This is a genomic window from Paludisphaera soli, from assembly GCF_011064595.1.
GTDB classification, from domain to species: domain Bacteria; phylum Planctomycetota; class Planctomycetia; order Isosphaerales; family Isosphaeraceae; genus Paludisphaera; species Paludisphaera soli.
The window spans coordinates 1-20647 of sequence record NZ_JAALJI010000046.1 but is presented as its reverse complement, the minus strand read 5'-3'; the positions used below and the strand labels follow the sequence as shown (position 1 = coordinate 20647).

The following is a 20647-nucleotide window of genomic DNA, read 5'->3' as shown; positions in this document are numbered from 1 at the left end:
CTAGCACCGGTCGGAGGCGTAAGTGTCCAAAGAGCTCTGGCACATGAAGGACCTCATCACCAGGTGGGGACTGCCCGAGCGACAGGTTCGGGAGATCGTGCTCACGCAGGGTGTCCCCCGCGTGGAGTTGAGGAGGCCCCCCAAGAACATCGACTGGGGGGCGATGAGGTTCAGGCCCGAGGCCGTCGAGGCTTGGGAGCGGTCGCGCGAGGTCGTGTCGAAGCCTTCGGCACCGGCCGCCGTGCCGCCCGTCGTCCCGCGTCGACCTCAGAAGAGGCATCCGTTGCTGGGGATCTGACGGGCCTCGGCCTGTCCAGGGTCATCGCGGCGGCCAACAGCCGCTGCGCGTCGGTGTGCACGTATGTCTTCAGCAGCATGGCGACGCTCGTGCCCAGGAGCCTCGCCGTCGTCGGCAGGGCGACGCCGTCGGCGATCAGCTTTGAGGCGGCCGTGTGCCGCCATTGGTAGGGGCGGATCCGCCCCGGCCCCACCGCGGGCAGGTCCCAGCCGGCCGCCGCGGCGGCGTTCCGGGAGTTGCGGCACTCGCGGGCCAGCTCAGACGCGCTCCATTCCCGACCCTTTGGGTCGCGGAAGATGAGGTCGTCCGCCGCCGGACGGATCGCCTCGAAGCGGTGGCGGAGCGGGCGCAGGGCGGTCGGCGGGAGGAGGATCCTTCGGGGCTGGCCCGTCTTCTTGCCCGATTTCCACTCGGCCCGCGTGATGACGCCGACGGCGGACCCGTCCGGAGTCCTGGCGGCGTCCCACGCGACATCGCCCCACCGGGCGCGGTGGAGTTCCGAAGGCCTGGCACCGGTGCGGATCAGTAGCCGCTGGAGGAGGAGGAACTGCGCGTGGGCCTCGGTCGATGCGCGGGACCGCAACCAGCGAAGCCACTTCGCCGCGGTCGCCCGCGAGCAGATTTCCGTCTCTACGATCGACCGGGTCGGCATCCTCGAGTCGCCGAGAGTGTAGGCCGGCACGATCCCCTGCGCCGCCATCCAGCGGAACGCGGGTTGAAGCTTGCACCGCATGGCGGCCAGGTATCCAGGCCCGGCATCCGCCTTCTTTTTGCGGCCGGTGGCCCAGTTAGCTATGACGGCGTCGAGCTGCTTTCGGTCCACCTTCGCGACGGGCTTCGCGTGGAAAGGCGACCCATCGAACACGACCCGGGCGGCGACGCCCAGGGAGCACGATAAGACGCGGAACGCGTCCGGCGTCAGGTCCCCGGCCGCGACGCGGTCCCGGCACGCGAGGAGATAGGCTTCGAGCCCGTCGCCAACCGTCAGTTCACCGGCGGCCTCGTCGTTTATGGCCGCGGCACGTACGGTCGCCGCGTACCACTCGAGGGCCGTGATTCGGTCGTCCCTCTCGATCTCTCGGGGGGCCAGGACTTGCTTGCCGCAGATCGTCGCGGCCCATCGCTGCTTCGCCTTCCAGAACCAAGGAGCCCCAGGCCTCGCCATCGTCACGTCCTCCTGGATCGTTCGGTCAATCGTGACCGGAGTTTCGTGACGATCTTCGTTTTCTCCAGGGATTTCGGCAATGGGTCGCACCTCACGATGATGCAGCAACGGCTGCTCGCCCTGCGCGAGGGGGCGGAGTAGACCCCCCCCTCGAATCCCTCGCTCGCAAGAGCCCGCGCGGCGACCGGTAGACGCTTGCCGCGACGGAGCTTTGTGTTGTAAAGTTTATCCGTCGTGGATCGGGATCCGTCGAGTGCGGGATGACGGGTAGGGCCGTGGAGCCATCCCTTGAACCCGGGCTCCGTGGATGCGGGAGGCCGACGGGATGGCGAGGCGAATCGGGACGGGGCCGGTCTTCGCCCAGGAATGGCGGGCGGCCTCGCGGAACTGGCAGGGCTACGCCCTGCGGTCGTTGGTGGTGTCCCTGCTTTTGCTCGGGCTGTCGGGCGCCTGGCTGGGTAACCTCGACGGGAAGGGGGAGCCGACGGTCCAGCAGATGGCCGAGGTCGGCCGGGCGTTCTACGCCGTGACGACGCTGATCCTGCTCGGGCTTGTCGGCCTGGCCGCGCCGGCGGCGGCGGCCGGGGCGATCTGCCTGGACAAGGCCCGGGGGAACCTGATCCTCCTGTTCGCGACCGACCTGACCGACGCCGAGATCGTGCTGGGCAAGCTGGCGGCGCGGCTGGCGCCTGTGATCGGCCTGATCCTCTGCTCCGCCCCCGTACTGGCCCTGGCGACGCTCCTCGGCGGTGTCGACCCGGCGCTGCCCGCCGGCGCGATGCTGGTCTGCCTGGCCTGCGGCGTCTTCGGCTGCACCCTGGCGCTGACGCTCTCGATCTGGGGGCGGAAGACGCATGAGGTCCTGCTGGCGACCTACGCCTTCGGGATCGGCTACCTGCTGGCGGCGCCGATCTGGATGGCCGTTTCCATGAATCTCCCCGGCTGGGCCCGGCCGGGCTGGCTGCCGGGCTACCTGGCCCTCTTCCCGTACAACCCGATCTTCCTGGTCCTCGGCCCTCTGGGGGCCCCGTCGGCGCTGGTCCCGGTCGGGCTGGGGGCGCAGGCGAGGTTCTGCGCGCTCGGGCTCGTGACGTCGACGCTCCTGGCCGCGGTCGCGACCTGGCGGATCCGCGCGGTGGTGGTCCGGCAGGCCGGCCGGGGTGAGGCGACGCGTCCGACCTTTCGACGGAACAGGCTCGGCCGGCTGTCGCCGTCGCTCGACGCCAACCCGGTGCTCTGGCGCGAGTGGCATCGGCGGCGGCCGTCGGCCTGGTCGCTCGTCGTCTGGGGCCTCTTCGGCGCGCTCTCGACCGCGTTCAGCCTGTGGGCGATCGTCGATGCGCTCAGAGGCGACGGAGAACTGGGCGCGGTGCTCGCCGGCTTGCAGGTGTCCGCCGGCCTGCTCCTGCTGAGCATCCCGGCCGCGACGAGCCTGGCCGAGGAGCGCCAGCGCGGCAGCCTGGACATACTGCTGACCACCCCGCTCTCGACCCGGTCGATCGTCCTGGGCAAGTGGTGGGGCGCCTTCCGTGGGGTCTTGCCGCTGGCGATCTGGCCGATGCTTATCACGTCGGCCCTGGCGACGCGGACCGGATTCGCGCCCGGGCCGGTCCTGATCGGTGCCTTGATCATCGCCTACGGGGCGGCGCTCACGAGCCTCGGCCTGGCGATGGCGACCTGGCTGCCCCGGATGGGGAGGGCCGTCGGCCTGACGGCCGGGCTCTACCTCGCCGTGCTGATCGGGGCCGTCCCGCTCGCGATGACGCTCTTCGGCGAAGGCCCCGACGCGATCGGCCCGGGCGTCGCCGCGGCCAGCCCGTTCTGGGGCGTCGGCTTTTCCAGCGCCGTGTTCGGCGGCGTGGCTTCGAGGAACGACGTCGGCGGGCAGGCCGCCTGGGTCGCCTTCTGGATCGTCGTCTACGGGCTGGTCGCGTCGGGCCTGCTGTTGGCCACGCTGGCGACGTTCAACCGCTGCCTCGGCCGGATGGACGAGCGGCGGGGGCCGTTCACGCGCCGGCCTTCCGCTTCTTCGACGAATCCTCCCGCGCCAGGCGATTCTGGAGCAGTGCCAGGACGGCGGCCTCCTCGGGCTTGAGATGGCCGAGCGAGTCCCGAATCTCGCGGTCGGTGCGGGTGCGGAGGGCGTCGAGCATGGAGCCTTCGAGATAGGCGTCGAGCACGGCCGGGTGGACGTAGCACTTGCGGCAGACGCTCGGCGTGTTGCCCAGCCGCTCGGCGACGCGCTCGACGGCCTGGACGATGTTCTTCTTGGCCTGCGCGTCGCTGTCGAACGCCTCGAACTCCTGGAGGGCCATCGAGGCCAGGACGGTGCCGGCCCAGGTGCGGAAGTCCTTGGCGGTGAAGTCCTGGCCGGAGGCCTCGCGGAGGTACTCGTTCACGTCGGCCGAGTCGATGCGCTGAACCCCGCTCTCGTCGTCGAGGTAGGTGAACAGCTCCTGGCCCGGCAGGTCCTGGCACCGTGCGACGACCCGCGCGAGGCGGCGATCCTTGATCGAGATCCGGTGCTTGACGCCGCTCTTCCCCTTGAACTGGAACTGGATCGTCGGGCCCTCGACGGCGACGTGCTTGTTGCGCATCGTGGTCAGGCCGAACGACTTGTTGGTCCGGGCGTACTCCTCGTTCCCCACGCGGATCAGCGACAGCTCCAGGAGCTGCACGACGGCCGCGAGCACCTTACGCCGGGGCATGCCGTCGAGCTTCAGGTCGGCGTCGGTGGCCTCGCGGATGCGCGGGAGGGCCTGGCCGAAGGCGGCCATGCGGCCGTACTTGGCGTCGTCCCGGACCGTCCGCCAGCGGGCGTGGTAGCGATACTGCTTCCGCCCCTTCTCGTCCCGGCCGGTGGCCTGCAGGTGCCCCTGGGCCGATGGGCAGATCCAGACGTCGGTCCAGGCCGGCGGGATCGCCAGGGCCTTGATCCGCGCCAGCGTCTGCTCGTCGCGCACCGGCTTGCCCGCGGCGTCGACGTACCGGAAGTTCTTGCCGGAACGCCTGCGGCCGAGCCCGGGCCGCGCGTCGCTCACATACCGGAGCCCCGCCGCCTTCGCGGCCATGGCCGCGTCGTCGAGGCTCGCCTTCGCTTCAGGATCGAGGGACTTCGTGCTCATGAAGCTCCCTTCAGGCAATCCCGGCGCCGGATCGGGGGGCGAGGGCCGAGAATGGGGGAGACGGGCGGCCGAAGGCTTCGGCGAGGGGCCGGTTGCAGGGACGGGCCGAACTTTCATACTGTGGAGGGGCTTCGAATGGGTCCGTGCGGCGTCCTCGGTGGATCGGTTGGGTTTCGATGATTCGTTCGTACCTGGTGCTCGCGATGACGGGGGCGTCGCTGCTCCTGGCGTCGTTCGCGACCGGTTTCCCGGCGGCGGCGGAGCCTCGAGGGTCGGGGGGGTCCTGGCGCGGCGTGCACTTGCTCGTCTCGCTGGGGACGTTGATGGCGGTGCTGGGGATCCATTCGATCGTCTATACGTACTTCCTGGCGACGGTCAAGTGGGCCAAGGAGGTCTCGCGGGCCTACGACCTGCCGGACTGGCTGGCGGCGCAGGCCTCGCGGAACAAGCGCCGGGCGTTCCGGTTCATCCTGGGCGGGATGGCCGCGGTCGCCGCGGCGGCCTGGCTCGGGGCGGCCGTCGACACCCGGGGGCCGGCCTACCGCCCCTGGCACCTGGCCGCGGCCGGCTTCGCCCTGGGATTCAACGCCGTCGCCTTCCTGATCGAGTACGCCGGCGTGGTCTCGCACCACCGGCTGCTCGCCGAGTTGAAGGGCCAGGCCGACCGCGTCCGCGAGGGACGCTACGGCCCCGAGCCGGAACCCGCCCCGGAGGCGCACGCTTGAGCACGGCCGGAACGGATGCGGAATTGAACATCGACGCGAACCCTGAAGCCGGCGCGGCGGGGCCGTCGCGCTCGCCGCTCGGGCTGGTGATCCTGATCGTCTTGATCGACCTGCTGGGCTTCTCGCTGGTCATGCCCCTGCTCGGCCCGTTCGCGAAGGAGTACCAGCTGGAGGGCTGGCGCGTGGGGCTGCTGTTCGCGGCCTTCCCGATCTGCCAGCTGATCGCCGGCCCGATCCTGGGGAGGCTCTCCGACCGCTACGGCCGCCGGCCGCTGCTGGTCTTCAGCCAGGCCGGGACGGCGCTCTCGTTCGTGATCCTAGGGCTGGCCCGCGACTACCCGACCATGTTGCTGGGGCGGATGCTCGACGGGGCCTCCGGCGGCAACATCATGGTCGCGCAGGCGTACGTCGCCGACGTCACCCGGCCCGAGCACCGGGCCCGGGGGATGGGGATGATCGGCATGGCGTTCGGCCTCGGGTTCGTCCTCGGGCCCCTGCTCGGCGGGCTGATGCAGGACCTCCCCCTGGCCCCCGGCTGGCACCTCCGCGCCCCGTTCCTGGCGGCGGCCGGGTTCTCGACGATCGCCCTCATCCTGGTGATCGCCCGGCTCCCCGAGAGCCTCCCCCCCGGTTCCCGGCCGAAGCAGGCGGCGCGGGTGCTGACGCGCCGGGGCCTGGTCGACGTCTTCCGGCTCGACGGGGTCGGCGCGCTGGCGGCGGTCGCGTTCCTGTCGGTCCTGGCCTGGGCGTCGCTCGAAGGGACGTTCGCCGTCTTCCTCCAGCGCCGGATGGGATGGACGCCGAAGGGCGCGGCCTACGCCTTCGCCGCGACTGGGCTGCTGTCGGCGATCGTCCAGGGGGGCCTGATCCGTTCCCTGGTCCCCCGATTCGGGGAGTTGCGGCTCATCCTGGCGGGGACGCTGCTCGCCGGCCTGGGATTCGCGCTCGTCGCGGCGACGCCGGGGACGGGGGTGGTGCCCTTGGCCCTCGCGATCGTCCTCTTCGCCGTCGGCTCGGGCCTGCTGAGCCCGTCGATCCTGGGACTGCTTTCGCGGATCACCCCGGCGGGCGAGCAAGGTGCGGTCTTCGGGGCGTTGACGTCGATCCAGACCCTGGCGCGGATCGCCAGCTACCTCCTCGGCAACGTGCTGCTCGACCGCGTGTCCGACTCGGCCCCGTACTGGTTCGCCACGGCCGTCTACGCCCTCACCTTGGTCGTGGCCCTCCTCGCCGCCCCGAGGCTCGCCGGGGCCCTGCGGCGCTCGGCGGCCGTCGCCGATCTCAACGGCGACGCGTGAAGACGTATTGCATCGGGTCGATGAAGTCGGGCCGGACGGACAGGCGGAACTCGACCGGGGCGCCGGCGTCGTCGAGCCGGAAGGGGATCGCGCTGGAGCGATAGAACGGGTCGGCCCAGGCCGCCTCGAAGAGGTCGCCGTCGCGGTGCTTCAGGTCGGCCCGGAGTCCGGCGTTGCGCTCCACCTCCAGGCGGAGCGAGCCGTCCTTCAACGAGACGACGGCGTCGCCGAGCGCCTCGTGCCGGTAGACGCCGACGTAGCGCGCCAGGTCGAGGCTCGGGCGCGGATCTGTCGCTCCGGCCGGCTCGGCGCGCTGCTTCTCGGCGGCTTCTCGGACGCGGGCGTCCTGATCCCGACGCTCTCGGAGCAGCTCGCCGCTCCAGTCGCGAGGCTCGGCCTCGAGGTAGGCGTCGACCACCCGGAAGGGGACGGCCCGGTAGAGGTCCTGCTCGTCGTAGTTCGTGACCACCACGACCCCGAGCTTCTCCTCGGGGACGAGCACCGTGAGCGAGAGCATCCCGTCCATGCCGCCGCCGTGCGAGAGGACCATCCGGCCCCGATAGTCCTGCAGGAACCAGCCGAGCCCGTATGCGAAGAAGTGCGACGAGGGGAAGAGCGACCGCTGGCGTTCCGAGATCGGCCGGATCACCTGCTGAGGGGTTCGCGTCTCGCGGATCACGGCGGCCGGGACGACCCGCTCGCCGTCGAGCGTCCCCTCGTTGAGCTGCAGGCGCATCCAGCGGGCCCAGTCCCGGACGCACGAGTTGATCCCCCCCGCCGCGCCGGCGTTGTCCAGGTTGCGGTATCCGATCGCCGCGACCTTCCCGTCGATCAGGGTGTGCGGCCTGGCGACGTCCTCGACCCCTTCCAGGTCGCGGACCGACGTGCTGCTCCGCGACATGCCGAGGGGCTCGAAGAAGCGTCGCCTCACGACGACGTCCCAGGGCTCGCCCCCGATGGCCGCAAGCACCTCGCCCGCCGCCAGGAACGTCAGGTTGCAGTAGGCGTAGCGGTCGCGGAAGTCGTGGTCGGGCGGGATGTGTCGCACCAGCCGCAGCACCTCGGGCACGCTCCGGTCGGAGCCGTACCAGATTAGGTCGCCCTGCCACGTCCCCAGGCCCACGCGGTGGCAGAGAAGGTCGCGGACGGTCAGGGCGCGCGTCGCCGACGGGTCGAAGAGTTGGAAGTCCGGCAGCCGATCGGCCACGCGGTCGTCCCATCGCAGCCTCCCCTCCTCGACCAGCAGGCCGACGGCCGTCGCGGTGAACGCCTTCGAGTTCGAGGCCATCGCGAAAAGCGATCGATCGGTGACGGGCCCGGGCTTGCCCGCCTCCAGGACGCCGAAGCCCCGCGTGTAGGCGACCGCGTCGTCCTTGACGATCGCGATCGCCAGGCCGGGCAGGTCCCAGTCGCGCATGGCGTTTTCGATATAAGCATCAAGCCCCGCCAGCGGGTCCGGCGGCGCCTGCTGGGCGTCGGCCGCCGCGACGAGGCCGAGCGAGGTGAGGACGGCGAGAATCAAGGGCCGGATCGGTCGCGCCATGGCTCTGTCCCTCGGCGCCGCGACCCTCCTTCGGCTCCTGGTCGTCTCCCCGCGATCGCGGACGCCGAGGCCATCATGGCGGCTCGGCCCTCGCGAGTCCACCGCCCGGCGTCGGGGGCCGACCGCCGCCTCACAGGCCGTACAATTCGCCGTACTTCCGCCGCAGGTGATCCATCAGCGGCCGGGAGTCGATCGGCCCGCCCACCGCGCGCTCGATGAGGTCCGTCGGCGTGAAGCGCTGGCCCTGGCGATGGATCTTCTCGCGGAGCCAGGCGAGGAGGTCTCCGTACTCGCCCCGGGCGAACCCGTCCTCCAGGCCCGGGAGGTCGGCGTTCGCCCGCGCGTGGAGCTGCGCGGCGTAGACGTTCCCCAGCGTGTAAGTGGGGAAGTAGCCGATCAGCCCGGCGGCCCAGTGGACGTCCTGCAGGCAGCCCTCGGCGTCGTTCGCGGGCCGCACCCCGAGCGTCTCCTCGTACTTGGCGTTCCACGCCTCGGGCAGGTCGGCCGTGGCGAGGTCGCCGCCCAAGAGCGCCTGCTCCAGTTCGAAACGGATGAGCACGTGAAGATTGTACGTCACCTCGTCGGCCTGGATGCGGATCAGCGACGGCTCCACGCGGTTGATCTCGGCGAGGAACCCGTCGAGCGAGACGTCGTGCAGCGAGTCGTGGAACGTGCGGCGGGCGACCGGGAACCAGTAGGTCCAGAACGAGCGGCCTCGCCCCACGAAGTTCTCCCACAAGCGGGATTGCGATTCATGAACGCCTAAAGAAACCGACTCGCCGGCCGGTGCCCCCCACTGCTCGGCCGGCAGTCCCTGTTCGTACAGCCCATGGCCGACTTCATGGAGCACGCTGAAGAAGGCGTCGTCGAATCGCCGCTCGTCGTACTTGGTGGTGACCCGGACGTCGCCGGGACCGATGCCGGTGCAAAACGGGTGCTCAGTGACGTCGAGCCGTCCGCCCTGGAAATCGAAGCCCAACGCGGCCGCGGCCGACTCGGCCAGGACGCGCTGGCGCTCGACGGGGAAACGCCGTCGAAGGACCGAGTCGCCGGCCGGCTTCCGCGATTTCGCCACCTCCGCGATCTCCAGGACGAAGGGCGACAGGGCCTCGCGGAGGTTTTTGAAGAGCCCGCGTAACTTGGCCGTCCTGGCCCCTTGCTCGTAGTCGTCCAGCAGCGGGTCGTAGATGAGGGCCGTCGCATCGGCGGCCTGCCCAGGAAATTGATGGTCCTGCCCATCCTCCAGGCATTCGAGGAGGCAGGCCGACTCCTGCTTTTTCAGGTGCAAGACCCGATCCAACCACGGCTGGAAGTGGACGAAGTTGGCGGCGTGCTTCGCATTCACCCACTCCTGCTGGGCCAGGGAGGTGGTCCTGGCGAGGTCTTCCACCAGGCTGCGGGGGAGCTTCGTCCGGCGTTCATGGGCGCGGCGGAGCTGGCGGATGTTGGTCGCCTCGACGGAAGCGGGATCGGCGACCAGAGGGCTGTCCTGAAGGCGTTGAAGGATCTCCCCCAACTGCGGATCCGTGCCGCGGTCGTGCTGGATCCCAGCCAGCAGGGCCATCTGATCGCCCCGGAGGTTCGCCCCGGACTTCGGCATGTAGGTCTGTTCGTCCCAGCCCAGGACCCCGGCGCAGGAGGCCAGGACGCTCAGCTCTCTCGATCGATTCAGCAGGTCCTCGTAGAGCAGATGATCGGTCGTGGTGGGCGAGGTCATGGCTGGACTCTCAACGGCTTTGGGGGTGTCCGGATCGGCTCAGGCCATTCGAAACGAAAAACGACCCGGCCGCAAGGGGCCGAGTCGCTGCCGATTTCGGAATGGAAGGCCAATCAAGAGAAGTATTTGCGGAATCGTCGCAGAGTGATCAGGCTGGTGATGCCGATCCCGAAAAGCCCCATCGAGGTCGGTTCCGGGACGCGCAAGGGCTGCTCCGCCGAAATCGCAGACGGCTCGACGGTCCCGGCGATCAGGCGAGCGTCTTGTCGGGTGAGGTCCGGCGACGCCAGGACTTCCGAAGACATGGCAACGGACGGAAGGTCCAGCAGTCCGGCCGCGAGCGGACCGAAAGTCGACTCGGATCGGGGCGGATCCAGGTTGGGATGGGTGATCGAGCCGCCCCGGGCGGCCCCGGCGGCGAGGATCATCGCGATCAAAGCAGCCGGGAACAGGAGCTTGCCATCCTTCATCGAGCCGTATCCTCCACGAGCCTGACAAATCGTTTTGATGAGCATTCTTTCGTCGATTCCATATCCGCGAAGCCATGCGGGGCCGGTCGTCAAGGGTCCGCGGCGATCCCGATCGAGGTCCGATCCGGGCCGCGAAACCTTTCCCGCCGATGGCGTCCTTGCTCATCGTCGCGACGGTCGGCCGTCGCATGGGTTGGTGAGAAGGCCGTGCGTGCGACCTTGCAGTCTCGATGCTCCGGGGCGGCTGGATGAGGGTCCAGATCAACAACTTGATCGAACCAGAGCATCTTGCGTGCCGTGACGATCGGAAAACGATCCCAGAAGAACGAGTAGCGAGCGAAAGGGCTCTCTGTGTTCGCCTGGACGCGTCCGCCCTGATCTTAGACCTACGAAAATGGTCGAAGATTGGCGTCGCGGCCCTGGGTGGACGCTGACGGCGAGGGGCTGATGATAACCTATTGCTTCGGATTCGGCGAGGCCCCCGCGGATTCATCGGCTCAGGACAGGGTCGGGAGGGCCCGCTCCGCGCCGGACGGGGCGAGCAGTCGCACGCCGCTATAAAAGACTACCCGGGTCGATCCGATGCGATGGCGGCGCTTGCCGAGGCCGGGGATGGCCGCGTGGAGATCGCGTCCGAGCGCCTGCTCGTCGCCCACCGCCTCGCGGCCGTGCCGGCGACACCAGGAACGCCAGGCATCATAGAGTTCGGTCGAAGGGATCGAAGCCATCGGCTCGACGACGCAGCAATCCTCGAGGAAGACGGAGACCGGACTCGCCAGCTCGTCCATCGATTCCAGGAGCGGGCGACCCGAGGCCGGCTGGATGAATCGGCCCCGGAGCTGAAGCCTTCGCCAGCCTTCCAAGGCCCAGATCAGGATCCCGGGCAACTCGCCGTGCAGCCTCGCGGAAAGGCCCAGGTCCTCATTGCCGTAAAAAGATCGGGTGAACCGGAGCAGGACGAGGCGGCTTGATAAGGCTCGGCTGGAATCCCGTAAGCGGGGGAGTTCGTTCGAGATGAGGACGAACCGGGTCGGCAGCTTGCCGGTCCAGGCCGACTGATGCTTGCGGTCGATCGCCTGGTCGTCCTCGCCGCTGATCGACAGCAGGGCCTCGACGATCGCCGCGTTGTCGGGGCGGCTCGAAAGCCGGGCGTCGGGGAATACGGCCACCGGCTTGTCGATCAGCACGGAGAGCCCGAACGGTCGAGCGAGCGTCGACAGCGTCGGGCTCACCACGTTGCTCGGCCCGGCCAGCGACTTGAGAACCCTGGCGATCGTCCCCCTGCCCGACCGCTTGGGGCCGATCATCATCAGCACCTTCTGGAGCCGGGTCTCCGAGGTCAGGAGGTAGCCGAACCATTCCTGCAGGGCCGCGATGCTGTCCGGGTCGTCGGGCCACACGTCTCGCAAGAACGCGAGCCAGGCGCGGGGGGGCGGGGCCTCGGGGTCGAAGTCGTAGTCCAGTGCGGATGCGTTGAAGTATCGGGGGCTCGGCCGCGACATGCACGCCGCCCCCGTCACGAACGAAGGCGGGTGGACCAGCGCGTTGCGCGTCGCGATCAGTTCGGCCGCCGGCCAGCCGGACAGGTCGCACCACCATCGCGAGGCCGCGTCCGGCCCCGTGGCCGCGGCCTCGACGCCGGATTCGAGCCAGGCCGGACGCGAAGGGCAGGATTCGCCGGGGACGAGCGTCAGGCCGGCGAGCGCCTGCACCACGTCGCCGATGAGGCGGGTGGTCACCGGTGCTGGGCCGAGGGGGCGCGATCCACGACGGCCCTTGCCCGGCCCCCGAGATTCCTCCTCCGCCCGCTCGCGGTCGAGGCGGTGGAGTCGTCGGAACTCGTCCGCCAGGTCCTGGGCCAGCAGGGCCCGCAACTCGGTCGTCGGGACGATGCGGTAGGATGAGCCGTCCCACCGATGAAACGCGTCCGACCAGAACCGCAGCCCCAGCCCTCCCGCATGCGAGAATCGACGACCCAGGAACAGCCGGGCGAGGCGGTGCGGATTCGTCCGCAACTCGACGTCCTCGCCGTCGCCGTCCCCGGCGGCCGGAGGCGGATCACCCGGAGGTTGCGGGATCGAAGGGGCCGCGGGGGACGCTTGCGAGGACGGGACGGAGGGTCGCGGGGCCCCCGATCCGGTCGCTGGGGACCCGCGGTCGGTTAGGAGCCATCCCCTCGGCCGGTCGTCGGCGGCCTTGTCGGCCTCCCGCAATTTGTGGTCGAGTTCCCGTTCCGACCAGGGCGGGTCGCAGCCTCGGTTCCATTCCTGGAGGATCGGCCGGGCCTCGTCGACTCCCAGGCCGAACCCTTTGACGAGGACGCAGGCGGCGCGGAAGGTCCGGCCGTGCCCCCCCTGCCCCGAGACGGCCGGGGGCAGCGTGGAGAGATAGGACGAGGCCCGCTCGGCGAGGCTGACCGACGGGCGGGAGATGGGTCGAGGTCCGGACGGGCGTGGGACGACGACGGGGCGAGTCGGCCCGTCCGACACACCCTTGCGGGCCAGCCAATCGGCCAGGTCGAGGGCCCGGGGCGGCGGCCCGACCTCCCTCGCGTCGGGGCCGAGGGCGCGAGGCTGGGGCGAAGGTCGATCGCGAGGGGTCGTCATACGTCGATGGGGTCTTGCAGACGCGGGATCGATGTCCGGGTTCCAACGACGACGACGGGATGGGGCGGGGTCAGCCCGTCGCGTGCGGCCCCGCCCCGTCGAACGTGGCCCGGCGCCAGGGGCGTTCGGGCCTCGGCGAGCCCTTGGCCTTGATCGTGCCCGGGAGGCCGATCAGGCGCGAGGGGTTCACGGTCGCCGTGTCGACCACGACGGCGTCGTCGTTGTAGACCCGGGCGAGTGCCTTGACGGTCCGGGCGACGAGGCTGCGGTGGGAGGAGTCGTTCGGGTCGTCCGGCAGGCGGACGAGGATCCAGGCCCCGTTGCCGGACTTCCCCCACAGGGCGGCGGCGGCCATCTCCGGCTCGCCGGCGAGGATGGAGTCGCGGCGTCGGACCGCGGCGTGCAGCTCCTCGTCGGTGCTGCTCACGTCGGCCGGTCGCTTTGGGTCGATGTCCAAGTACATCCAGCGCAGGGCGACCACGTCGTCGTCCCGGCTGGTGTGCCGGACCCGATCGAGCCGATTGTCGGAGCGAGCCAGCAGGTCGCGCCGGATCGGGTTGATCGTGACATACCCGGAGACGGCGACGAGACGGCCGGCGTGGCGGGCCAGGCGGTCGAGGTCGTCGTACCAGCCGGCCAGGGTGGATCCCTGATAGGTCGGGCTGATGCGGTCGGCCCGGTGGAGATCGCCCCGGCGGTCCCAGGCCGCGCGAAGGACCCGAAGCTCGACGCAGCCGGTCGCGGGGGAGGCCAGGTGCTCCAGGAATCGGCGGGCGACCTCGGGCCGGACCTGGGGGATCGCGGCCTCGCCGTCGCGGCGATGGGCGTGTTCCCGATAGTGCAATGCCGTCACGACGCCCTCCTCTCGGTGCAAAGTCGGTTCAGGCCGAGCGTCGGACGCGGGAGATGGGGGCGCTTCGCGCGGCCGGATTCTCCTCGCGATCCTGGGCGTCCCGGTCGGTCCGGGGCTCGATCAGGTCGTGGAGCTTGGCGATCGCGGTGCGTTCGACCAGGCGGAGTTGGTGGATGGGCCTCCCGATCTCGCGGGAAAGCTCGCGGTAGGTGCGGCGGCCGTCCGTGCGGGGGCCGGGCCGTCGCGGCTCGGACCCGCGGCGGTGGGAGCGGGCCTGGGCCTCGTCCTCGGCCTCCTGGGTCGAGTCGTCCAGGCGGTAGCGGCGGCGGAGGACCCAGGCTTCCAGCAGGGTCAGCCGACGCATCGCGGCGTGGAGCTTCTCCATCGTCTCGGCCACCTCGAGCGGCGCCTCGGGCGGGAGCGACTGCGCCAGGGCGTCGTCCTGGGACTCGTCGTCGTCGATCGAGCTGGTGGAGTAGGAGCGGAGGTCGACCTGGGCGTTGTGGAGGTGCTTCAGCCGCCTTGGGGAGACCCCCATGCGTTCGGCCACCGCCTCGACGCTCGGTTCGAGCGGCTCGACCGAGACCGGCGCGGAGCGGCTGGCGTCGAGCATCTGGGCGCGGGCCTTCTCGAACTGACGGCGGAGGATCACGAGGTAGTAAGGGAAGCGGATCATCGAGGACTGCTCGGCCAGCACGCGTTGGATGTGGTGGCGGATCCAGCAGGAGGCGTAGGTGACGAACCGGGTCCCGTGCGCCTCCGGGTCGAAGTCGCGGACCGCCCGCATGAGGCCGATGTTCCCCTCCTGGATCAGGTCTTCGAGGTCGATCGCGCGGTTCCGGGCCCGGAACTCGGCCGCGATGCTGAGCACCAGACGGAGGTTGGCGAGGATGAGTTCCTCGCGGGCCTGGGCGTCGCCGGCCTTGATCCGCGCGGCCAGGGCCTGCTCCTGCGCGGCGGTCAGAAGGGGGGCGGCCTGGGCGTCGGTCCGCCGAGCCCGGCCGGCCTGGGGACGGGTCGCGGTCGCGGTCTCGGAGTCGTGATCTTCGGTGAACATGATGGCTCGTCCTGATGGATGGGGATGAAGGCGATCGGTCCGTCGCGCGGCTCGCGGCGGGGGGGCGGGTCAGTTCGTCGAGTCGGGGGTCGACCAGATGACGCGGAGTCGGGGGCGGGCGCCGGCGTGCGAGGGGGCGTCGGGGGAGACGACCCGCAGTCGCCAGGCGTCGACGGCGACGGCCTCGACGGCCTCGCGGGCCGTGGCGAAGGCGATGCTCCTCGGGGCGCCGCCGACCCCGAGCGCGGGCCGGACGTACCAACGCCCCGCGCGGTGCCCGGCCTTGAACTGGGCGTTGAAGGTCGGCGTGTAGACCAGGACCTCCTCGCCGCTGGATCGGTCGAGCACCCGGAGGGCGCCGGCCGCCTGGCCGAGGCCGACGTGGACCCGGGGCAGCGAGGCGGCGTCGATCGGCGCCACCCGGAGCATGGCCAGGTCGCGGGCCGACGTGCGGATCGTGGGGAATCGGCGGTGCTTCAGGCGAGCGGACGACATGCGAGGGCCTCCCGGACGAGTACGGTCGATGGATGATCGGACGAAATGATGAAAGTCTGAGATCCTGACGATCAGTCGGATCGGCTCTCGGACCTGCGGCCCCTGGGCCCGACGGCGCGGGTCCAGTAGAGCCGGCCCGGTCGGTCGGCCGCGGTCCGCGCGGATGGCTCGACGTCGGCGTCGGCGGCGAGCCTGCGGAGGATCTCCGGGGCGTCGTCGCCCGGGAGGATGGCGCGGCCGAGGACGGAACAGGCCCAGTCGACGATCCCCGGCCCGCCGCGGAAGATCGGGCGGAGCCAGGCGTACGGGCGTTCGTCGCGTTCGAGGGCCAGCTCGACGACGAGGCGGAGGGAGTCGCCCCGGCAGCCGGGATCGCGGCGGAGGAGTTCCACGGCGACTGCGGCCCATCGCCAGTCGATCGCGGCCCCTTCGAGGCGGGCGCCGGTGAGCCGGACGCCGCGGAGGTCGGCCCCGGCGAGCCGGGCGTCCCGGAGGTCGGCGCGGCGGAGGTCGGCGTCGCGGAGCCGGGCGTCGCGGAGGTCGGCCTGACGGAGCACCGCCCCGGCGAGGTCGGCGTCGACCAGTGTCGCGGTGCGGAGGTCGGCGCGGCGGAGGTAGGCCCCGGGGAGGATCGCGGCGTCGAGATCGGCCCCCCGGAGGTCGGCGTCGGGGAGGAAGCAGCGAGGGGCCTCGATCCCCTTAAGGTCCGCATAGGCGAGCGGGACGCCGGCCCTCGCGGCCAGTTCGACCGCCCGGCCTTGGCTCTCCGCCTCGACCAGGGCGAGGGGGCCGGTGCACCAGCGTCGGAGCAACGTATGAACGGCCATGGAAAGACTCCCGCGACGAGGATGGGGTCGGTTCGGCGGAGGGGCTCTGCGGATCGGAGGGCCCTGGAAACACAGAGAGGGCGCCCCGCCGCGAGGCGAGGCGCCCGGGGGACGCGGTCGTGCCGGCCGGCGGATCAGCCGGGGCCGACGGGGCCGCCGATCGGCGGCGGCGGGAAGACGGGCGGCGGGGGATAGCCCGGGAAGTCGCCGGGGTCCGACTCGGGCGGCGGCGGGGGGTCGCTCGGCATGTCCGGATCCGGATCCGGGACGACGGGCCCCTCCGCGATCGCCTTGGTCGCGCCGATCGAGATGAACGAGGTGAGGCTGAGGCTGAGCCGCTGCTCGAGCCCATCGAATCCGCGGGAGAGCGAGAACTCGGAGAATCGCTGCATGGGTCGCTCCTTTCGGGCTGTCGTCGACTGGCGGCGTCGCGACGCGGGGGCGGGCGAAGCTCGGCGAGAATCGGGCGGTGGGGGGAGGTCCGTCCGTCTCGGCCGGCTTCCCTCGCTTGCTCATGGGGATGATCAGCAAGTTCGATTGCGAGGTTCCAGGAAACCGGGAAAAATATCCCGGTTGAGGAATTTCGCCCGCCGGGGCGGACTTGCACGATCGGGATGCCTCGCCGGAGAGGGCCGACGGGGGGCGAGGCGGCCCCCGCCGGGGGTCGTCACGCCGATCCTTCGGGGAGGTCGGACGCGAGGATGCGGGCGATCCGCTCGCAGGCGGCGATCCTCATGCGATCGAGCGCGAACTGGACGCGGGGGTTGGGATCGGGTTCGGGCGAGGAGGGCTGGAGCAGCGGGGCGATGGCCCGGATCCAGAGACGGTCGGCGGCCTCGAACGCCTCGCGGCGGGCGAACTCGTCGGCGTCGACGGCGGCCTCGTCGAGGTACGGGCCTGCTTCGGGCGCGATGTCTTCGGGCGTCATGGCGGTCTCCTCTCGCGTTGTGGCCGGGCGTCGGCGGACGCCCTCGGATCGAGGCATTCGAAGCAGTCCACGATGCGGACGACGCCCCCGCCCCCGCGTCCCTGCGAGCACGAAGCGGAGCCCGCGCAGCCGCAGTCGGTCCGCTCGTCGCGATGGGGGCAGGCCTTCATCGCGCGGAGCAGGCGCAGGGTCTCGGCGAGCGGCCTTCGCGGCGGGTCGTCGTCGCCCGTCGGCTGGTCCGGGGGGATCGGCAGGGCGGCTAGGTACGAAGGGTCGTGATCGGGATGCTCGGGGTCGACGAGCTGGCAGAGCCGGGGGACTTCGACCCCGGCGCAGGGGGATCCGGGCGCGAGCGGGCATCGCCGGCATCGCGCGCCGTCGGCGGGGATGTTGGTCATGTCGGGGGGATGTCGGAGGGGGGTGGGGTCAGTCGCGAGGGGCGTCGTCGGCCCGATTGCGGCGGGGCGTCCGGTCGCGGACGATGTACGTCGGACGGCCCTTGGTCTCCAGGAAGATCAGGCGGATGTACTCGCCGATGATCCCCAGGCTGAGGAGCTGGACCGAGCCCATGAAGAGCACGATCACGGCGGTGCTCGCCCAACCGGCCGGCGATTGGCCGTAGGCGAAGGCGTCGAGGAAGATCCAGAGCAGGAGGCCGGCCGCGACGGCGATGGCGGTCAGCCCGAGGTAGGTCGCCAGCCGGAGCGGGCGGCCGCTGAAGCTGACGAGCCCGTCGACGGCCAGCGCCAGCAGGCGGCCGAACGTGTACTTGGGAGATCCGGCCGCGCGGGCGGGGCGGTCGTATTCGAGGCCGACCTGGCGGAATCCGACGAAGGATCGCAGGCCTCGGACGAAACGCATGCGTTCGGGAAGATGCGTGAGCACGTCGACGACCTTGCGGTCCATCAGGCAGAAGTCGCCGCTGTCGAGCGGGATTTCGAGGTCGCTGACGGCGCCGAGGAGGCGGTAGAAGGCGTAGTAGCCCAGGCGCTTCGGCCAGGCCTCGTCGCGGCGACGGCGGACGGCGTAGACCACCTCGAAGCCTTCCCGCCACTTCTCGACGAGCGCGGCGATCAACTCGGGCGGGTCCTGCAGGTCACCGTCGACCACGATCACGGCGTCACCCCGCGCGAAATCCAGGCCGGCGGACACGGCCGGCTGGTGGCCGAAGTTCCGGCTCAGGTGGATCCCGACGGCGCGGGGATCGCGGCGGGTCAGGTCGTCGATCATCCCGGGCGAGCGGTCGCCGGAGCCGTCGTCCACCAGGACCAGCTCGTACTCCAGGCCGATCCGGCCGAGCGCGTCCGTCAGCCGTCGATGCAGCTCGTCGAGGTTCTCTTCTTCATTGAAGAGGGGGACGACCACGCTGAGCGTCGGGTGCGGCCCGGGGGCGGCGGATCGGGGCGGATCGGTCATGGGCCTCACGTCGGAAAGGGGACGTCGGCGGTCGTCGTCGGGCGAGGCCCAGGCTACAGGCCCCGGCCGATCGGGGGCAATCCCAAACCACGCCGGACTCACGCCGTGACCGTGAACCGCGTATACCCCTGCGAGGCGAGCGTGGGGCATGTGCCGGCGCCGAGGTTGTATTGCAGCATGAAGGGCGTGCACGAGGAGAGCGAAGGCGACAGCCCGAGCGGCGACTGGCCGGGCGACGTGCAGGTCGCGGCCTGGCCGCCGGGGCAGTTGCCGGCCGTGTAGTAGGCGACGCGGAAGCTCGCCGTTCCGTCGCGGCAGATCAGGCGGAAGATCAGATGATTGGCGCAACTGCTCGTCCACTCGTCGGCGCCGTTGTAGATCAGCGGCGTCGTTCCGGACCCCAGGAGGGCGTTCGTCCAGGAGACGACGAGGTCCCTCTGCGGGGCGGTGCAGGTCCCGCAGACGGGGATCGGCGACGAGCGGTGCATCGCGGCGACCCAGCGGCCGCCGACCGCGAAGGCCTGGATCAGGTCGCCGGCCTTGGGGACGATCGCGCCGACGACCGCGACGGGGATCGATCGCGAGGAGTCGACCGCGACGCCGGCCGTCGCGCCTTCGGACTCGCCGCCGCCGAGCCTGGCCGGGTTGACCAGGAAGACGCGGTCGGAGGTCGTCGGGATCGCGCCGGCGTCGCGGACCCGGCCCAGGAATCGGGGCGTGCCGCTCGTGGGCGCGGCGTCGAGTTCGGGCCGACGCAGGCGGCCGGTCGCGGCCCCGGGGTCGCGAAGGTCGTCCCAACGCAGGCGGAGCGGGCGGAGCGGGTCCTTGGGCATGATCCACCGGGCGGAAGGGGGGAGTCGGACGAGGCGGTCGGTCAGCCGTCGTAGCGGAACGTCCATCGCCCGCCGCAGGCGTGGGCGATCACCCTGGTCCCGAGCGGCGGCGCCTTCGTGCCGAGGTTGTACGCGAAGATCGTCCGCGAGGCGTCCGGGACGAACGCGACTCCCGCCCCTTCGACCTCGGCCCCCTGGATGCGGACCGGGGAGCAGGCGAAGAACGCGGAGGCGACCGTCGGGTAGGCCCCGGCCGACTTGGTCTGGACGAGGGCCGCCTCGGAGCCCCCCTCGCCCGGCGAGGCCATGCGGCGGACCGCGTCCGAGGCGGCCTGCTGTCGATCGCGGAGAACGCGGGCTGACATGATGCTGTAACGTCCTTTCGGGTGGGATCAGGCGGCGTGCTCGACGTCGGCGTCGGACAGCTCGATGAGGGTGGCCTGGCGGTCGTCGCTGAAGTCCCAGATGACGGCGGTGACGACCGGATAGGCGGGCGTCTCGCCCTGGGCCTCGCCGAAGTTCGTCTGCAGGCCGACGTCGCGGCCGTTGATGCGGGCGATCCGGTCGCCCACGCGGTACGCGGTGACAAGGCTGGGGACCGTCGCGCCACCGACGGTCGGGGGCAGCTCGTGCGCGGCGCGGAGCTGACGGGCCCAGGCCACGGCGCGGGGGGTGTCGTCGCGGACGGTCCTCGGCTCGGGGTCGGGGTTGTGGAGCGATCGGGCGGAGACGGTCTCCAGGGCGAAGTGGTCGCGGGCGTCGACCCGCCGGCGTCTCGTAAACGAGGTCGGCGAGACGGGCCTGGCGTCGACCGACGCCGGCAGCATCAGGTCGTCCTCCACCACGGCGGTCAGCCGGAGGTGGAACCGCGTGTTGGGCGAGGCCGGGGCGGCCTGGCTCGTCACGCCGCGGAGCGTCCGGCTGGGCTCCTGCGGATGCTCCCCGGTGTAGTCGCCGATCGCCCAGACCTCGGGGTCCTCGACGACCAGGTAGATGCCGAGCCGATCCTCCAGGAGCTGCCAGCCGCCGGAGATCGGCTGCCAGTGCCCGGAGCCGTCCCAGACCGCCGGGGCGGCGCCGTTGTAGTCTCGGGAGAGCGCGAGCTGGGCTCGCAGGGGGCGGCCCTGCTCGTCCCGGGTCACGAGCGTCGACGAGCCCGGACGCAGCCGCTTCACGTAGGTCGGCCTGCCGTCCTCGTCGTCGGGGAAGATCCGGGAGAGGTCGAGCGCGCGGGACGACCAGGAGGAGGTCGAGACGTCCCAGTGGCCGTCCCCCGCCTCGTCGGCGACGT

General features: G+C 71.1%; 20 protein-coding genes. 3 read left to right on the top strand and 17 right to left on the bottom strand.

Features of this window, described 5'->3' with window-relative positions:
* Positions 1-170 precede the first annotated feature (170 nt).
* A complete protein-coding gene (locus G6O68_RS29900) occupies positions 171-1463 on the bottom strand; it encodes a tyrosine-type recombinase/integrase (RefSeq protein WP_165253109.1) in 1293 nt (430 codons plus the stop codon).
* A gap of 325 nt (positions 1464-1788) precedes the next feature.
* Here G6O68_RS29900 and G6O68_RS29895 point away from each other — a divergent pair, with 325 nt between their 5' ends.
* On the top strand, positions 1789-3558 hold the full coding sequence (locus G6O68_RS29895; protein ID WP_165253107.1) for an ABC transporter permease: 1770 nt from the start codon (positions 1789-1791) through the stop codon (positions 3556-3558).
* Here the strand turns inward: G6O68_RS29895 and G6O68_RS29890 are convergent.
* Positions 3470-4588: a DNA topoisomerase IB gene (locus G6O68_RS29890; protein ID WP_165253105.1), complete on the bottom strand. Its 1119-nt coding sequence runs from the start codon at positions 4586-4588 to the stop codon at positions 3470-3472. The genes G6O68_RS29895 and G6O68_RS29890 overlap by 89 nt on opposite strands.
* 176 nt (positions 4589-4764) lie before the next feature.
* Between G6O68_RS29890 and G6O68_RS29885 the strand changes: the two genes are divergently transcribed.
* The gene (locus G6O68_RS29885) at positions 4765-5313 is read left to right on the top strand and encodes a hypothetical protein (protein WP_165253103.1); all 549 of its coding nucleotides are present in this window, start codon (positions 4765-4767) and stop codon (positions 5311-5313) included.
* A complete protein-coding gene (locus G6O68_RS29880; RefSeq protein ID WP_240911570.1) occupies positions 5310-6611 on the top strand; it encodes an MFS transporter in 1302 nt (433 codons plus the stop codon). The genes G6O68_RS29885 and G6O68_RS29880 overlap by 4 nt, the downstream gene beginning before the upstream one ends.
* Here G6O68_RS29880 and G6O68_RS29875 read toward each other — a convergent pair.
* The 15 genes from G6O68_RS29875 to G6O68_RS29805 form a co-directional block, all read right to left on the bottom strand.
* Entirely contained in the window at positions 6595-8154 is a 1560-nt protein-coding gene (locus tag G6O68_RS29875; RefSeq protein ID WP_165253101.1) for a serine hydrolase, read from the bottom strand. The two genes, G6O68_RS29880 and G6O68_RS29875, sit on opposite strands and share 17 nt — an antisense overlap.
* 130 nt (positions 8155-8284) lie before the next feature.
* Positions 8285-9871 (bottom strand): carboxypeptidase M32, encoded by a 1587-nt coding sequence (locus G6O68_RS29870; protein ID WP_165253099.1) that lies wholly within the window; start codon positions 9869-9871, stop codon positions 8285-8287.
* A 113-nt stretch (positions 9872-9984) separates the two neighbouring features.
* Positions 9985-10386 carry a PEP-CTERM sorting domain-containing protein gene (locus tag G6O68_RS29865; RefSeq protein ID WP_165253097.1) on the bottom strand — a complete coding sequence of 134 codons (402 nt, stop codon included), beginning with the start codon at positions 10384-10386 and terminating at the stop codon, positions 9985-9987.
* Positions 10387-10838: 452 nt separating this feature from the next.
* A complete protein-coding gene (locus tag G6O68_RS29860; protein ID WP_165253095.1) occupies positions 10839-12947 on the bottom strand; it encodes a phage/plasmid primase, P4 family in 2109 nt (702 codons plus the stop codon).
* Between the two features lie 70 nt (positions 12948-13017).
* Positions 13018-13800 (bottom strand): hypothetical protein, encoded by a 783-nt coding sequence (locus G6O68_RS29855; protein WP_165253093.1) that lies wholly within the window; start codon positions 13798-13800, stop codon positions 13018-13020.
* Between the two features lie 28 nt (positions 13801-13828).
* Positions 13829-14857, bottom strand: a complete 1029-nt coding sequence (locus G6O68_RS29850) for a sigma-70 family RNA polymerase sigma factor (RefSeq protein WP_165253091.1) — start codon at positions 14855-14857, stop codon at positions 13829-13831.
* Between the two features lie 69 nt (positions 14858-14926).
* On the bottom strand, positions 14927-15352 hold the full coding sequence (locus G6O68_RS29845) for a hypothetical protein (protein ID WP_165253089.1): 426 nt from the start codon (positions 15350-15352) through the stop codon (positions 14927-14929).
* 71 nt (positions 15353-15423) lie between these two features.
* On the bottom strand, positions 15424-16179 hold the full coding sequence (locus G6O68_RS29840; protein WP_165253087.1) for a pentapeptide repeat-containing protein: 756 nt from the start codon (positions 16177-16179) through the stop codon (positions 15424-15426).
* A 134-nt stretch (positions 16180-16313) separates the two neighbouring features.
* A complete protein-coding gene (locus G6O68_RS29835) occupies positions 16314-16571 on the bottom strand; it encodes a hypothetical protein (protein WP_165253085.1) in 258 nt (85 codons plus the stop codon).
* A gap of 275 nt (positions 16572-16846) precedes the next feature.
* Positions 16847-17107, bottom strand: coding sequence for a hypothetical protein (locus G6O68_RS29830; RefSeq protein WP_165253083.1), 261 nt, complete (start codon positions 17105-17107; stop codon positions 16847-16849).
* Positions 17104-17505 carry a hypothetical protein gene (locus G6O68_RS29825; protein WP_165253081.1) on the bottom strand — a complete coding sequence of 134 codons (402 nt, stop codon included), beginning with the start codon at positions 17503-17505 and terminating at the stop codon, positions 17104-17106. The genes G6O68_RS29830 and G6O68_RS29825 overlap by 4 nt, the downstream gene beginning before the upstream one ends.
* Positions 17506-17533: 28 nt before the next feature.
* Positions 17534-18523: a glycosyltransferase family 2 protein gene (locus G6O68_RS29820; RefSeq protein ID WP_165253079.1), complete on the bottom strand. Its 990-nt coding sequence runs from the start codon at positions 18521-18523 to the stop codon at positions 17534-17536.
* 98 nt (positions 18524-18621) lie between these two features.
* On the bottom strand, positions 18622-19356 hold the full coding sequence (locus G6O68_RS29815) for a hypothetical protein (RefSeq protein WP_165253077.1): 735 nt from the start codon (positions 19354-19356) through the stop codon (positions 18622-18624).
* 41 nt (positions 19357-19397) lie between these two features.
* Entirely contained in the window at positions 19398-19721 is a 324-nt protein-coding gene (locus G6O68_RS29810; protein WP_165253075.1) for a hypothetical protein, read from the bottom strand.
* A 27-nt stretch (positions 19722-19748) separates the two neighbouring features.
* Positions 19749-20647 (bottom strand): hypothetical protein (locus G6O68_RS29805; RefSeq protein ID WP_165253073.1); only part of this gene is annotated, 899 nt, incomplete at its 5' end.